Below are 15,722 nucleotides of genomic sequence, written 5' to 3'. Positions count from 1 at the left end.
TCTCAAAGGCAGGGAGAAAGAGAATCAAGCAATATCAAAATGAGTATTAATAGATATTTATAGGGTCGATTACTCATATCAATTTTGCAGGCAACACACCACTTCTCATATTTATAAGCACAATTTCGCGCTCTACAGTAGCTATGTTGCTCTGCAAACTAAGCATCCAGAACAGTATATGCCAAGGATAATTACCTTTTTATTGATTAGTGTCGGCTATTTAGCCAATGCATAACCTGACGGGTTTTGGCATCTGCTTGCTTAGGGTTGCCTTTACACTGGTCAAGAGCAATATACTTTAATGACTCAACATCACGAGAAGCTACTTCCTTGTCAACCAACACTCTGGAAAGTAATGCATATGTCTCTTGCATCATAAACACTTTTGCTTGAGGTACGTCACATACCAATATCTGCTTACGTTGTTGTTGAACACACTCACACCATTCATCCAATACAGAGAGAATTTCAGTGGGGACGGTGACTGACTGTGATGTAATTCCGCTAATATCCATGCTTAATACCCGTTTCAATTTCCTATGATCTAAATATGAAAGCCTTTATTTATACAGCAAAGTGCAAGTTAAAAAATGCTATATACCTTTTTCTCTAGATATATACTTCGCTGCAATTAAAATAAAAAAGTTAACTGGGTTTCATTTTTATTTAGTACCAGTTATGTATGGGTAAATAATAAGCAATTTATTTCAATAGCGGTATAGTGTCTTTTAATTTGTTTGAAGTACCCTAATTAATCATTGAGAACTGAAATCAAAAACGCTTATTTTATAGATGTAATTCTCTATATTTTTTTGAAGTTCAACGACCAACCATTGAGTAAATATAGGAATATTAAGATGTGAAAAAATAGTTTGGCAGGATAGTGAAGAGAGCAGCCAACCCTCTTCACCAAATAAAAAGAAACAATTAACAAACAACTAAAGAATCAATTCTCATTTTATGTGTGTATAAATACCACTACTGCTTAGTAGACTTCAGTAATACATCCACTGCTTTTAACAGCTGCTGATCAACCCCTTTCACAAGCTGATCTGGGTCATTAGCCATAGGGAAATCAGGACGTAATTCCTGGTTTTCCAACAACTGTCCGTCAATGCCTCTCACGCCAACCTGTGGTATACCAAAAATAATGTCTTCCGTATAAAGCGTTTTCCACCACACGGCGGTTCCTGTTCCAGGTACAGGTCTCCCCACCAACTGACCAAGGCCCAATTCTTTATAAACATAAGGGAAAATATGTGCATCTGAGTAATTTGCTTCGTTCATCACAACAATTGAAGGCTTCTGCCAACGACGATGTGCATCAGAGCCTACTACACGACCACGAGGAACAAACTCTAAATAGCGCTGCCCCGAAAATAACATGGCCAAGTCATCATGTAGCCAGCCGCCCAAATTATAACGAGTATCAATCACCATCGCTTTCCGTGACTGCTGTCTTCCTAAAATTTCAGCATACGTATCACGAAAGCTTGCATCATTCATACGCTGGATATGGATATAGCCTATTTGACCTGATGAGTGTTTTTCAACTTGTTCACGTTGTCGTTGCACCCAGCGCTGATAAGCTAAATACTCTTCATCACCAAGCGTCATTGGTCTAATGACTCGTTGTCGCGTCTTAGGTAATGGCTTAGTTCTTCGGTTATATTTTTTATCATTTGCTTTAGGTCGCCACTCAATCAAAACCCGCTTTCCAACTTGTTGGTTCAACAAAGCATATGGGTTTTGATCTGCCGTTAGTGTTCGGCCATTAATAGCAACGATTAAATCACCAACTTGAATCGGCTGGTCAGCCAATACAAAGGGGTTATTGGGTAAGACATCAGTTATGCGTAAACCTTGGGCTGAATCATCCCATGCCCAGTACACACCAAGTGACCCCGTTTGCTCCCCTCGCTGAGGGCTATGATAGCTACTGCCCGTATGAGATGCATTTAGCTCTCCCAGCATTTCACTGACAAGCTCACTAAAGTCATGACCATTATTTATACTCACCAGTTTTGACTGATAGGCTTGGTAATAAAAATCCCAGTCAACCCCATGCATATCTTTGCGGTAAAACTTGGTTTTCATTAACCGCCAAATATGTTCAAGCAAATACTGATACTCGGCATCAGGCTTGGTCGTAATATCAACCACTGTATCTATAGGCGTAGGTCGTCCGTTGATTAAGTCTATTTGAACTAGTTGACCATCTAATAACCCAATAGCCTGCTCTTCATTGGGTAACACCGTAAATACAACGTTGTGTGCATTTAAATCAATAAATTTATAGGTGCTTTCATTTTCAAACTCATGCACCCATAAATCAAAGCCATCTTCAAAACGGCTTAAGTAATACAACTTGGACCCATCATTAGTTAAATAGCCACCCGCGAGCTCAGAAGAGTGCAATGTCAAACGGCGAATTCTGGTATCCAGTCCTTCTCTTTCAACATGAATACGTTCTAACTGCGGCTCTTCTTCATTATTTTTTCCTTTTTGCTGTTCAGCCGACTTTTCATTCTCTTCTTCAGCTTCAGACTCCTGTAATGCCAACTCGCGGTCTTCATCCGATTTCGCAAACGCATTCAATGTCTTCTGATTTAAAAAGACGCCCATCATATCCATGTCAGCCCCCCAGCTACCATGGTTACGACGACCATACTTTGCCGTCAGCCAAATCACGGCATTTCCATGCATGGCCCACATTGGATCAGTATCTGCGTAGCCTGAAAGGCTTAAATTAATCGGCGGCTGTTTACCATCGGCTTTAATTAAACCAACCTCTTTCATCCAGCGTGCATCATCATAATGATACGCAAGCCACTGACTATCAGGAGACCACTGAAACCACATATCTCCATCTTCATAAGAGTATGAATAATGGGGAGCCAATAGCGTCCGTAATTTTTTGGTTTGTAAATTGTAGAGTTTTACTTCATTACGATTACTTAGCAGTGCCAGGTATTTGCCATCAGGTGAAAATGCTGGCTGCATTAAATCATCTTTTGTATCCAACACTGCTTTCTCTTGTAAAACGGTGCTGCTAAAAAAGAATGCTTCACTCGTCTGCTGTTTGGTGACCTGATATATATTCCAACTACCTTGACGCTCACTGGCATAAACCAGTGTTTTGCCATCAGGTGAAAAACTTAAACCTTGTTCTTCTTCTGGCGTGTCAGTAATACGTTTTATCGTAGGATAATCGAGTGAAGTCACATAAACATCACCTCGCATAATAAAGGCCACTTCTCGGCCATTCGGCGATGGCACATACTCTGTCACATGATGAACACCAGGCTGAGACTTACTGTTACCTCGATCACTCCTAAACTGTACATCAATCGCTTTAGGTGATTTCTCTCCTTTAGCTAAACGAAAAAGTTGTCCATGCCATGTGTAAACAAGGTTACCTGCATTATCCTGTGATAAAAAACGTACTGGATGTGTTTTATGAAAGGTGACTTGCTGAGGTGCAGAATCATTAAATGTTTTTCGCCAGACATTAAACGAACCACTCGACTCACTGAGATAAAGCATCCCTTGCTGATCAACATCCCATAGTGGCGTAATATCACTGCCATCAAACTGTGTCAGTTGTTGTTGAGTTTCACTCGTTTTCAGCCAAATATCCCGTGTTGCTGCCGAACGTTGATGTTTACGCCATGGGTTTTCAGCACTCTTTTTATCCACATACAACATTCGCTGCCCAGTGTTATCCATCCGAGCTTCGAGCGCAGGTACCGTCAATAATTGTTTAGGCATTCCTCCATCAACACTTACTTGATAAAGCTCTGGAAACCTTGTACTGGGATACTGCGCACTTTCCGGATTATCTAGTCGAGCAGAATTAAATAAAACAGCTTTTCCATTACGGATAAAATCAGTAGGAATATCATCTGCGCTATGAAAAGTAAGTCTTTTAGCCCCCCCCCCATTCACAGCCATAACATAAATATCAAAATTACCTGTGCGATCAGAAGCAAAGGCTAACGTCTGACTGTCTTCTGACCAAATTGGATGAAATTCATAACTATCAGTCACCGTCAGAGGCTGGGCAATACCACCTTCAACCCCAACAATATAAATATCACCATAGGCACTAAAAGCAATGGTCTTACCATTTGGAGATACTTGGGCATACCGAATCCACTGCGTGTTATTTGCGTTTTTTAGCGCATCCTGCTGTATTGACGTTTTTTGAACTGAGCTCTGTTCAGATGGGCTAACAGCTCCACTGGCCATAACCACATTAAGTTGTCCAACGCACACACTGCTTATGAATGCCAGCCAGCTCCACAGCCTCATCAACGACTCCTCTTAATAAAAACACGACGAGATACTGTCTTAACGTCATGCTTTAAACTGCTAGATGATCTTTCCTGCTCTTTTTCAGGTGCAAGCACCCTAGCGAAAATCCCCCACTACAGCAACAAGCAAGCGATGTTTTGCACTATAGTTACAAGAGACATTGAATAATGTTCAAGGCCCTAAGCAATATGACAATGATTTGACTTATAACGGGAAAAACTTCACGAAGACCTATTAAATTATTACCCAATAGCGTCAACGCTAAATAGATTCAGGGATTGATGTGGAGTTAACAACTATGCGGTTCAAACAGCTAAAAGATGTACTTGATTATCTTATAAATGCCCATAAACAAATGGGTAACTATTACACCCAACTGAGTGATAACGTTTTACAGCAGCGAGTAAAACTGATTCTCGACTATCTGGCTGAGCACGAAAATCACATCAGTAATGAACTGTTGCAATACGAGAAAGACGCTCCCTACGGCGTACTCAATGCTTGGTTTCAAGATATTCAGGACGACCCTTTACTGCTTACACTGGAGCAACCCCCTTCTCCAGATTTAAGTGAAGAGCAGGTTATGCGTATTGCGCTTGAACTTGATGACCGCCTCATCAGCCTTTATGAACAATTAGCCAATCATTGCAAGTCAACTGCTGCCAAAGAGGCCCTTGAGAATTTATTAATGCAAGAAAAACAACGCAAAAAACGCTTTGTATTATCAATGCTGCGCATGCATGACCTTTAATCATTTAATCAACCTTGCCTGTAATATTACTTCTTACGAAGATTTACAGGCTTAGCTTGCTTTTAAGCGAACAGGCTGACGCATAGCACCCCAGCACCCAGGCTGAGCTTCAAACCGACCAGGAAGTAACGTACTACAGCGTAAGCAATGACCCGTAGTATCAAGCCGCCACTCACCCAGTTGATACCAGTCACGCTCTATCAAACACTCACCACACTGGTGACAATATGTGCTACTACCTTGTAAATCGTGAACATTCCCAGTGTAGGCATAACGAATACCATTTTGCATTGCAATCGCTCTTGCGCGAGTGAGGGTCGCAGCGGGTGTTCTAGGTTTATCCTGCATTTTCCAGTCTGGATGAAATGCAGTGAAGTGCATGGGTACATCAGGGCCTAAATGCTCAATTACCCACTGCGTCATTTCTTGCAGCTCAACGTCACTATCATTTTCATCAGGAATCAATAATGTGGTGATTTCAAACCACACATCCGTCTCATGGTAAAGATATTCCAATGTCTCCAGTACGGGAGCCAACGCACCCCCACAGATTTTTTTATAAAATCGCTCGGTAAAACCCTTTAAGTCCACATTCGCAGCATCCATCGCAGCAAAAAAAGGCTCACGAGGCTCAGAACAAATATATCCTGCTGTTACCGCAACCGAATTTATCCCTTCTTCGCGACAAGCTGCAGCGACATCGAGCGCATACTCCATGAAGATCACAGGATCATTGTAGGTATAAGCAATACTGCGACACCCTAGACGCTTAGCAGCCTGAGCCAACTGCTGTGGAGAAGCACTATCCGCTAACGTATCCATTTCGCGGGATTTGCTCATATCCCAGTTCTGGCAAAACTTACAGGCCAGATTACAACCCGCTGTACCAAAGGATAAAACAGGCGTACCGGGTAAAAAGTGATTAAGTGGCTTTTTCTCAATAGGGTCTACACAAAAACCACTAGAACGTCCATAACTGACCAGTTTAATCTGGTGGTCTTCACAGGCTCTGACAAAGCATAATCCTCGCTGCCCTTCTCTCACACGGCAATGACGGGGACAAAGGTCACACTGAATACGTCCATCTTCCAGTTCATGCCAATATTGAGTAGTAACCGTTTCCTGAGTTACTGATGATGATGACTCGGCCATCACTCACCTCCTTTGGATTTAATCCAAACGCAAACTAGCGAGGCTATAATGCTGACTATAATTATAAGTATATACTCGTAGCACTATATGGTTTGGTTACGTTATCAGTCAGAACTTATTAAACCTAACCTAATCATGATGGTGGGGAACGAGCTTACCGCCAGCTGAGGAGGGTGCCATGTCTATCCGAGAGCCTGCTGTGGCGGGAATGTTTTACCCTGCTCAAGCAGAACATTTACAGCGAAGTATTCATGAAATGCTGGCTGAAGTGGCAGCGTGTAAGGCTGAGTCATCTCCCCCAAAAATGATTATTGTCCCTCATGCAGGTTACATTTATTCAGGGCCTATTGCGGCATCAGCTTACCAACGGTTAAAGCCATTTGCTGGTACTTATCAACGTGTCATTTTATTAGGACCTTCACACCGGTTTGCTTTTCAAGGGCTAGCACTATCTGAAAGTGAAGCCTTTAAAACACCATTAGGTGTCATTCCTATTGATCTAACAGCCGTTGAGGCCATATCAGGCTGTGCAGGGGTTATTTCTACAGACCAGGCTCATCGGTATGAACACTCCCTTGAAGTCCAACTGCCCTTTTTACAGCTTATGCTGGAGCATTTTACATTAGTCCCAATAGTGGTTGGTTTAGCCAGTGCTGATCAGGTTGCCAATGTCATCAATAAGTTATGGGGTGGACCTGAAACACTCTTTGTGATTAGTTCTGATCTCAGCCATTACCATGACTATATGACGGCTAAACAACTTGATACAGAAACTACGCACAAGATTCTTAAACTTAGCCATAATCTTAATGGTGAACAGGCATGTGGCTGCTTTCCCCTTAATGGCGCACTATTATGTGCTGCACAACACCACTTAACAGCAACCTCCGTTGATTTGCGTAACTCTGGTGATACTGCAGGTTCAACAGATGCTGTTGTAGGATACGGTGCTTATGTCCTCCATTAGCCCCAGCCATCAAGAGTTACTACTTGATCTTGCTTTTCAGAGCATTGAGTATGGTCTGCAACATCACCATGAAATACCTGTTGATGAAGCGCAGTATCCTGAACCCCTTCAAGCTATTCGCAGCGCTTTTGTGACTTTATTGCGAAAACACCAGCTTCGTGGCTGTATTGGTTCGTTAACCCCTTCTCGACCTTTAGTCATTGAAATTGCTCATAACGCTTATGCCAGTGCTTTTCATGATTTTCGCTTTGTGAATATCAGTTCCGCAGAACTGCCTCTACTCACCATTGAGATTTCAGTACTATCTCCACAGAAACCCATGCAATTTATCTCTGAAGATGACCTGCTACGACAACTAAAGCCTATGATTGATGGTTTGACTATCGAAGATAATGGCCGCCGGGCAACTTTTTTACCTCAGGTTTGGCAACAATTACCTGACCGGCAACATTTTTTACAGCATTTGAAAGAAAAAGCAGGACTACCTTTTGACTATTGGTCTGACACGCTCAAAGCCTATCACTACACAGTGGAACACTTCGCTGCCCCTCCTAAAAACTCAGTAATATCAACATAATCCTGCAATACAAGCGTGCCATAAATTTAGAGATACACAGTTGCAAGCGCTTGTGAAAGGGTTTTCTTAACATTGTCTGACAACATGCTCAATATGTTAGTCATTGTCATAACCTTTCTAGCCATGTAAATCAGGCTGAACAGGCATGATTTATGCTGTTATTTATTAAGGTAGGGAAGTCAGAGCAAGGGTAGATTTAAGCTAAACCACCTCGTGATAAACAAGCCTATGTGAATCAATCACGGCCAATGAAAATGTTTATCTCAAGTTGGCTAGTTATGCATAAAAGGCGGGTTTTCTTCTTACCCTATATGCCAGGTCGTATAATGAAAAGAATTATGCAGTTTTTCACATTGAATTTCACTACAGATGTCACATAAAATCGAGCGCCTTAGATAAATTGTTTTACAACGAAAAACATTGATTGATATGCTCGCCCAAAAAGGTGATTGTCGCGCAGAGGAGCCCGTTATGAATATCTGCCGGGAAATACTGCCAGGTTGTCATTCTGATAACCGAGCCTTTGTAAGAGAAATAGTATTTCAAACCGTCAAACACTTTTACAGCCAAGAATTCAGTAAGCTAACGCTAACTGAAGAGTTTGACTTAAGTGACTACAACACACCTCCAAGTGCCTTATTTGACGCATTGGAGGCAATATTCTGCCCGTGTGAAACCCTTGAAACTCCCTGGCCAATGACGCTGGAAAATATCATTGATAACATTATGCCGTACTGGAATGGGGAGCTTCCTACATCAATAAAAATCAAGAAAGGACGGCCTACCTTAAGTAAGAAGGCCCTTGAACTTTACAGTTAATAATTATCTCTACTTTGGATATATTAAGAAGCAAATCACACTAAGCACTGATTATCCAAAAAAGAAGCCAGCAATAAGCTGGCTTTTTTGTTCTACACAACACTTAATGCTGCATTGTGCATAATTAACTAAGAGACAAGCGTCAATTTTAAGTTTCGACGTTTCATATCCACAGCCGATACTTTAACCTCTATTGACTGATCCAACTTAAACTGCTGCTCTCCATTACTTGTCTGCTGATACAATGGGTCATAAGCAAATTTTGGCTCTTTACGACGCAGGTCAACAAATCCATCTATTCCGAAGTCATCCAACCGCGCCAGTACTCCAAATGGATTAACCTGCACCACAGTTGCAGTAAATGTTTGCTCTACTTTGTCTTCCATAAACTGGCATTTTAACCATTGCTCTACTTCATTAGCCGAAAAGCGCGCTTTTTGCTGTCCTGCTTGTAACTCATCCAGCAAACTCACAGCAACCTCAGGTACAGACTGCTCTTCAAGTAAAGCTATAATGATGCGATGCAGTACCAGATCGTTATACTTACGAATAGGTGAAGTAAATGTGGTATAACGCTCAAACCCCATTCCACTGTGAAAACCTGGTTCTAGCGAAAACAAACTACGCTCCAACTGTCGGCTAACAATGGTACGTAAAGGCACATCAACTGACTTATCATTCAAGCTATGAATTAGCTGACGATAACCCTCAGGCTTACTTAAAACCTCTGTGTCAAAGTCAGGCAATAACTCAGCGACTAACTTTTTGACATCCTCCAAGCGGTCACTTCGAACACCACTGTGAGAAATATAAATAGCCTTAGCGGTTTTTTCAGCAAGAAACTCTGCAGCAGCGCAGTTAGCTGCGATCATACACGCTTCAACAAGCCGGTTTGCAGTGCTTCTATGCTGACGATGAATAGCCGCAATCTTACCTTGATCATCCAACTCAAAATAATAATCAGGACGATTTTCAAAGCACACAGCATGCTGTTCACGGTAAGCGTTCAGCGCGCCTTGCACTTGTTGCAAGCAATCAATTACTGGTAACAGTTCTGAATTCTCAGTGGCGACACTATTCTCTTCAACACCGTCTAAGTAATCACTCACCGCATCGTAAGACAATTTAGCTTGAGAGCGTACTTTAGCCTGATAAAGCTCACTGGAAACAACTTCACCCTGCTCGCTTACTTTCATCTCACAGACTATAGCCAGTCGCGTCTCATTTGGAACCAATGAGCACCAGTTATGAGAGAGAGACTCAGGCAGCATTGGGATTGTTTGTTTGGGTAAATAAACAGACGTACTGCGCTTGCGAGCTTCAACATCTAATGCAGACTCTGGCTTGATCCAAAATGCGGGGTCAGCGATTGCCACACTTAGCAACCAGCCTCCTTCAGCCAGTGCTTCAGCATACAGCGCATCGTCCATATCCTGAGTGGACTCAGCATCAATCGTCAGCCAGGACAAATCCGTCATGTCCTTACGATCAGCACTGTTGATCGATGTTTCAGCTTGAGTTTCTATCGCTTCTACTTCAGCTTGCACAGCCTCAGGCCAAGCTAAATCAAGTCCATGCTTGTCAATAATATAGTTATGTTCAATATAAGGCTGATCAGGGTGACCAATAATGCTGATGACTTCAGCCTTAGGCTTTCCTGATTTAATGGGGTGTTGAGTGATTCGGCAGCGGACAAAATCCCCTGCTTTTGCACCTGATAGCTTATGGGGAGGAATAAATATCCAACGGGACAAACGGCCTACATCAGGCTCAACAAAAACGGCTTTACCACGACCAATAATTTGCCCAGTAAACTCACTTAGCGTTGAATCAATTAGCTCTTCAACCTCAGCAAAGTCTTGTCCTTTGCTATCAACACAAAGTGTCACTTTTATGCGGTCATGAGGAAACACTTTCTGCATTTCTTCCTGGGGAAGAAATATCTGGCGGCCATCGTCCAAAATTACCTGACCAGACTTTGCGCCAGAGTCTTTGACTGTAGCGTTGAAAATTTCTTTTTGGGATTTTAATTGCTGCTTGAGCTGCTTGAGCTGTTGCAGAGCATCATTATTTAACATAAACAGGCTGCCATTTTACTGGAAATCAAACCATCACTGACCCAAAGCTAAGGGCATAAATGAGAACGGATTCTACTCAATGCAGCACTGTTTATAAACCTTTTCCCTATCAAGATGTGCGTTTAACGTTAACCAACTTAGATATTTCTGTCATAAGCGTTGTGTAACGGGACTCCCCCAGCCCTTCTAAAACTAAGACTTTACTGCTCACTTGCCGCGCGTAATCGAGGCATTGGTTAAAAAAATGCTCTCTATCAGCTTGTTTTGGCTGACAGCGCTGAGGGTCTGGTTGCCAGGGCAAATCGGGGCTCAACACACAGCACAACGTGTAATGTTGCCTAAGCGCATACTGCCATAACCATTTAGGGTACTGTCCATAAAGAATCTGACTCCACAAACAGGTTGCAGCACAGTTAGTATCCACAATGTGTAACTCAGAGGGCTGTAACGAAAGCAACAACTTTTCCAACGCATACTGAACCAAACCTGACACTGCCACCTGCTCATAGTCCAGTTCTATATGACCCAGCATATTGTAGTAATCACGAATATATTCAGGCACGATAGTGAGCCTCATTTGACAGCCAATTGTACTTTCCAAGTAATCAACCAGCGTCGATTTACCCGAAGATTCAGGACCCAGCACTAAAATACGCGGTAACACCGATTTTGGCTGGGGAGTTATTAATGCCTGTTGATGAGATTCAGCACAAAATGGAAAAGTAGGAATGCGTTGTCGCAAAAAAGGAATCGCAACAGAGCGATGGGTATTAGCCCATTGCACATGCTCAGGGGTCAAACAAACAAGCCCCACAGTACGATCTTGAGGCCAGTGTTCAGCTTCACCACTATTTTTGATCCACACAACCTGATCAGCTAATTCATGCCCCAACAGCCACAAAAAGTGGCACTGGGCCGGTAAGAGTGAAAACTCATCAGGCAGCAATACAACGTCAAGATAACCTCTGATGAGCAAAGGTGAATTACTCTGTGATGTTACTGTTTTATGCTTACTGCTATTCATTCTTAAATAGTAAACTAATTCCGTAGAATCAAACTAAGATTATCCACATACTGCTGCTGACCATTAAAATTGATATGTACATCAATACTCTCAACCTTATTGGGTAACGTAGTATGTGTTAGAAAACGGCGAGTATTGCTCTGGTATGAGTCCATAGTAAGCTCCACATTAAGCTTTGATTGATACCACTGCTCCATACCTGACCATGAAAGGTCACTCACTGCTTGAGGAAAGCCGTCATCTGTCTTATTTAAAACATGGTCAAACCTTAGATAATAACCACCTTTAAACAAGTACGATTTTATACCATTACGTCTTACTGCCGCATCAATCCGATCAGGCCAGACTTGTAAGCCAGACCATGTCCAGTCGGAAATAAACATGGGGTAGCCATCAGTCGCTCGATCTGATGTCATATTAAAACGAATATATTCATCACCTTTAAAAAAATATGTAATGCCATTTCCCCAGTTAATAACAGCATCAATATTGTTAGCGCCTCCTGAGAACTTGTCCAATCCTGACCAATGATCTTTTATTTTCAATGGATAACCGCTATCAGCCTGATCTTTTTTTAAATCATAACGAATATATTCATCACCTTTAAAAAAATAGACTTTTCCATTTCCCCAGTTCACCGCCGCATCAATATTCCTTGCCCCCCCCTTAAATTGGTCTAGCCCTGGCCAGTTACTGGCAATATCGGCAGGATAGCCTTCATCCACTTGATCCTTATTAAAGTCAAACCGATAATATTCATTACCTCGAAAAAAATACGCATACTGATCATTTTTTCTTAATGCCGCAAAGCCTTTAGCGTCATTAAAAAAAAGTTTGATATTTAAGTTTTTATCTGCTTGTTTTCCCCACATATCTGCGGCTACCGCTAAATTTAGCCGCTTACTTTGCTTTAAATTCAGCCCTTGTAAATCGATATGCTGTGCTAATGTCGTAGGTTCTTTGGTTAATGATGTAAAAAGATAGGCATTTTGCCTTTGTTCTTCTTTTTGTACCGACATCAAAGGAACTTGGTTAACGACAGTATAACCACGCGTTACTGCTTTTCCTCCTTTTAACCAACCAGCAACCTGGTTATCATAATTAGCCAGATAAAATGGCTGGACACTACCACGATCATATTCTGCATCGCCATTTTTTAGCGTATTTTTATTTAACTCTACGGGACGCACAGGAAAAGCCTCTAACAAAGAATGCCCATCCAATGAACCTGGCGCATAATCAATACCCAAGTGATCCAAAATGGTGGGTACAATATCAACAGGCGATGGCGGTATATTCATCCCTTTACGTAAATGATGCACCGCATGACCACTGGCTAATAACCATGCTTTCCGGTGCTCAGGTCGATTTTTACCATGTTGACCGTCGATGGTTCCCCCATGGTCAGGCACCGCCAAAATCAACCAATCCTCGTCTGCAAATTTGGGTCGCTGTTGAATTCGCGTTAATAACTCACCTATTTGTCTGTCTACTTTTTCAATAGATTGACGGTATTCAGGCTTATCTGCACTAAACCCATGATTATGCCCTTTTACATCTACCATTGAAAAATATACAAATAAAACATCAATATCAGTCGTACTTAAAATGTCTTTTGCTTTATTAACCGTTTCAGTATCCTGATGTTCTTGGTAATACCAATATAAATCTTCATCTGCCGCTGTTGGCATGTTATAACGGATACCAGTCCAAGAAGTTAACCTTGCAGTGTGTAACATTGGCTTAGCCGCTTCAATATGGGTAAAAAGATCAGGAATAGACTGCAATTTTGACCCAGAAAAACTATTATCATAAATGCCATGTCGATCTCGCCATACCCCATAGAGTACTGTCGCCCAACAGGGGCCACTCCATGTGGTATCCTCCGCTAACATGGGGCTAATAAAACCATCTGCAATTAATTTATCCAACATTGGTGTATTAACACGAGGAATGGCTGACGGCTTTAAGCCATCGATGCCTAATAATAATACCTTAGGTATTTTTGATTTATTATCACCTAAAATACTTTCTACACCATACACCTTTCCTACGAATAGTATTAGCAAACTTAAAGATGCAAATTGACTAATACAGCGCCTGACTTTTTTAATAACAGTAAAATAATTAAATAAACTCATTGATCCCCCATCAATATCAACTATACCCTTTTTAGAGGGCATACCTTTGTGTGAACCCATCATGAGTTTCTATAATGACAAAGAGATAAACAGGGGATGACTATTAAAATAAAGTTCTATAACTGGAAGATGGTTTTTGTAAGAACTCTTTAATAAAAATAATTAGTTTTATATTCAACAATAAAATTAAGACAATACCATATAATTTAGTCTTTTAAAATATTTATAAATAGCTTTATCCAAAGTCTGCATAACATCCGTGAATCCACTACTTGAAACTTGGTTACCATATTCTTGCGGCAAGCTTTTACCTAATCTTTGACCTTTCAGACCGTATATCGAATTATCATTATAGTTAAGTAAGGAGTAATTGGAAGGTTAAGAAAAATAGGTTTATGGAGCAGCTGCTGTGGTTGTAGAGACTTTCAGTGAAATAAGAACAAATTAATACAAGTATAGCGTTAGCACAACCACTAAAATAAACCTCGCCAAAATAGCGAGATTTATTTCAAATATTCAGCTTTTTTATTCAATAGTTTCAGGTAATATCTCAGGCAACAATCTAGCAACTCCAAAATTACCTTTATATCTTTCCTTTAAATCCTTTTCAACACCTTTCAACAAACCTGAAAAGCTATTGTATCCAAATAAACTTTCAACTTTTAGTCTATTAGGCCAACCACATCGAATATTTTCACTTTCGTCGAATTTCTCTAACAATTTAATAGCAGGACCATTTAACAAAAAGTGATCTTGCTCAAGAATACTTTCTATTGATATCGTTCCTTCATCAATATATGTAATTTTATACAAACTTGAAGTACTTTGGAAAGAATCAAATACTTCATTATTAACTACTAACTTATTTTCTGGATTAACACAAATATTTAGCTTATCAGTATATACTACATCTCCAACTTCTAAGCTATTATACTGTTTTATAGCCTGAAGTCTTAAAAATGTGTAATCCACACCATCGTCATTTACAACAAACTGAGCTGATACCGTAGTTGAAACTGCAAATAACAGGCTCGCTAACTTCTTAATCACTAAATACATCTCCTTGATTTAGACTACTGGACTTAGCCATTTATGTTAATAAATTATACTTTTTTTTCGTTAAAGCATCAATAATTTTCTACTTTACCACCATAGGTGATATCTTAGGAACTTCAAAATACTCAATGTCGTATATCAATGTTTCAAGATACATTTCAGTATTTAGTAGCTCATGTCGTCTATCTATTCGAGTACTTTCTGACAAGCCTCTTAAGTGATCATCAACTGAAAAACTGGCGGTTCCAACAAGTCGATTTAAGATCCTAGCGAAGGGTTTCATTTCAATCTTGAACTGTTGTTTTCCTAATTTTGGTAAATATGCATATCTCACTCTATGAAAGTGATTTTCAATCTCAGAAAATGAATTACGATCGTGAACTTTAACATCAGACCAGGAAATCATTCGAAACTCAACATTCTGACCACTTTTATATTTGCCTATATCAGCTAATACTTTTTTACTTTCCTTCTTATATACAGGATGCTCAACAGTGATAGTAAAAGTTGATATATTTTGAGTATTTTTTGGTAAGGGTATGTCTAACAGTTGATTTGACTTTAAGATTTCTTCAAAGTAAGCCATTTTTTCTTCAGAATTCTTACTAGAGTAACTGACTTGAATACTAACTAAAAATGGATGGCTATAACCATCATTAGTCATTATCTTAAAGCTAGGTAAACCTTCTTCAAAATTAACTTGTTTTACATAGTAAGAGTAATAGAAAATCGCTATTATTATTGCAATGATAAAAAACAATGTAAAATTAATTTTATTCTTTAAAAAAATCAATACTAACCCTCCAGAAATGTAGACTCATCATTGCCAGGAAATAACTT

At 40.4% G+C, this 15,722-nt stretch carries 12 protein-coding genes; 4 read left to right on the top strand and 8 right to left on the bottom strand.

Annotated elements, in window-relative coordinates; all coding sequences use genetic code 11:
• Window positions 1-206: 206 nt before the first annotated feature.
• Together ACQ96U_RS10375 and ACQ96U_RS10370 are read right to left on the bottom strand one after the other, a co-directional pair.
• Complete coding sequence (locus ACQ96U_RS10375; protein WP_431721177.1) at window positions 207-515, bottom strand: hypothetical protein; 309 nt, start codon at window positions 513-515, stop codon at window positions 207-209.
• 463 nt (window positions 516-978) lie between these two features.
• Complete coding sequence (locus ACQ96U_RS10370; RefSeq protein WP_431721176.1) at window positions 979-4,314, bottom strand: S41 family peptidase; 3,336 nt, start codon at window positions 4,312-4,314, stop codon at window positions 979-981.
• A gap of 301 nt (window positions 4,315-4,615) precedes the next feature.
• Here ACQ96U_RS10370 and ACQ96U_RS10365 point away from each other — a divergent pair, with 301 nt between their 5' ends.
• The gene (locus ACQ96U_RS10365) at window positions 4,616-5,068 is read left to right on the top strand and encodes a hypothetical protein (protein WP_431721175.1); all 453 of its coding nucleotides are present in this window, start codon (window positions 4,616-4,618) and stop codon (window positions 5,066-5,068) included.
• Between the two features lie 51 nt (window positions 5,069-5,119).
• Here ACQ96U_RS10365 and amrS read toward each other — a convergent pair whose 3' ends face one another.
• Window positions 5,120-6,220: an AmmeMemoRadiSam system radical SAM enzyme gene (gene amrS, locus ACQ96U_RS10360; protein WP_431721174.1), complete on the bottom strand. Its 1,101-nt coding sequence runs from the start codon at window positions 6,218-6,220 to the stop codon at window positions 5,120-5,122.
• Window positions 6,221-6,398: 178 nt separating this feature from the next.
• Here amrS and amrB point away from each other — a divergent pair, with 178 nt between their 5' ends.
• The 3 genes from amrB to ACQ96U_RS10345 all read left to right on the top strand — a co-directional run bounded on the left by amrB (window position 6,399) and on the right by ACQ96U_RS10345 (window position 8,583).
• Window positions 6,399-7,187 carry an AmmeMemoRadiSam system protein B gene (gene amrB / locus ACQ96U_RS10355; protein WP_431721173.1) on the top strand — a complete coding sequence of 263 codons (789 nt, stop codon included), beginning with the start codon at window positions 6,399-6,401 and terminating at the stop codon, window positions 7,185-7,187.
• Entirely contained in the window at window positions 7,174-7,764 is a 591-nt protein-coding gene (amrA, locus tag ACQ96U_RS10350; RefSeq protein ID WP_431721172.1) for an AmmeMemoRadiSam system protein A, read from the top strand. Before amrB ends, amrA begins: the two co-directional genes overlap by 14 nt.
• 471 nt (window positions 7,765-8,235) lie before the next feature.
• Window positions 8,236-8,583: a hypothetical protein gene (locus tag ACQ96U_RS10345; protein ID WP_431721171.1), complete on the top strand. Its 348-nt coding sequence runs from the start codon at window positions 8,236-8,238 to the stop codon at window positions 8,581-8,583.
• Window positions 8,584-8,711: 128 nt separating this feature from the next.
• On the opposite strand, the gene ACQ96U_RS10340 is transcribed toward ACQ96U_RS10345, so the two are convergent.
• The 5 genes from ACQ96U_RS10340 to ACQ96U_RS10320 form a co-directional block, all read right to left on the bottom strand.
• The gene (locus tag ACQ96U_RS10340) at window positions 8,712-10,661 is read right to left on the bottom strand and encodes a ribonuclease R family protein (RefSeq protein ID WP_431721170.1); all 1,950 of its coding nucleotides are present in this window, start codon (window positions 10,659-10,661) and stop codon (window positions 8,712-8,714) included.
• Window positions 10,662-10,770: 109 nt separating this feature from the next.
• A complete protein-coding gene (locus tag ACQ96U_RS10335) occupies window positions 10,771-11,685 on the bottom strand; it encodes an AAA family ATPase (RefSeq protein WP_431721169.1) in 915 nt (304 codons plus the stop codon).
• A 14-nt stretch (window positions 11,686-11,699) separates the two neighbouring features.
• Entirely contained in the window at window positions 11,700-13,889 is a 2,190-nt protein-coding gene (locus ACQ96U_RS10330; protein WP_431721168.1) for a hemopexin repeat-containing protein, read from the bottom strand.
• 462 nt (window positions 13,890-14,351) lie between these two features.
• Window positions 14,352-14,876, bottom strand: coding sequence for a hypothetical protein (locus ACQ96U_RS10325; protein WP_431721167.1), 525 nt, complete (start codon window positions 14,874-14,876; stop codon window positions 14,352-14,354).
• Between the two features lie 88 nt (window positions 14,877-14,964).
• Window positions 14,965-15,675 (bottom strand): hypothetical protein, encoded by a 711-nt coding sequence (locus ACQ96U_RS10320; protein WP_431721166.1) that lies wholly within the window; start codon window positions 15,673-15,675, stop codon window positions 14,965-14,967.
• Window positions 15,676-15,722: the final 47 nt, after the last annotated feature.

The organism is Zooshikella sp. RANM57 (assembly GCF_050749885.1).
In the GTDB taxonomy this organism is placed as follows: Bacteria; Pseudomonadota; Gammaproteobacteria; order Pseudomonadales; family Zooshikellaceae; genus Zooshikella.
Note: the sequence above shows the minus strand (reverse complement) of the source record. Positions and strands in the feature narration are given on the sequence as shown.

Coding starts and splice junctions, on each gene's coding strand:
- ACQ96U_RS10375 (WP_431721177.1), bottom strand. CDS start 515: ATGGATATTAGCGGAATTACATCACAGTCAGTCACCGTCCCCACTGAA.
- ACQ96U_RS10370 (WP_431721176.1), bottom strand. CDS start 4,314: ATGAGGCTGTGGAGCTGGCTGGCATTCATAAGCAGTGTGTGCGTTGGA.
- ACQ96U_RS10365 (WP_431721175.1), top strand. CDS start 4,616: ATGCGGTTCAAACAGCTAAAAGATGTACTTGATTATCTTATAAATGCC.
- amrS (WP_431721174.1), bottom strand. CDS start 6,220: ATGGCCGAGTCATCATCATCAGTAACTCAGGAAACGGTTACTACTCAA.
- amrB (WP_431721173.1), top strand. CDS start 6,399: ATGTCTATCCGAGAGCCTGCTGTGGCGGGAATGTTTTACCCTGCTCAA.
- amrA (WP_431721172.1), top strand. CDS start 7,174: ATGTCCTCCATTAGCCCCAGCCATCAAGAGTTACTACTTGATCTTGCT.
- ACQ96U_RS10345 (WP_431721171.1), top strand. CDS start 8,236: ATGAATATCTGCCGGGAAATACTGCCAGGTTGTCATTCTGATAACCGA.
- ACQ96U_RS10340 (WP_431721170.1), bottom strand. CDS start 10,661: ATGTTAAATAATGATGCTCTGCAACAGCTCAAGCAGCTCAAGCAGCAA.
- ACQ96U_RS10335 (WP_431721169.1), bottom strand. CDS start 11,685: ATGAATAGCAGTAAGCATAAAACAGTAACATCACAGAGTAATTCACCT.
- ACQ96U_RS10330 (WP_431721168.1), bottom strand. CDS start 13,889: ATGATGGGTTCACACAAAGGTATGCCCTCTAAAAAGGGTATAGTTGAT.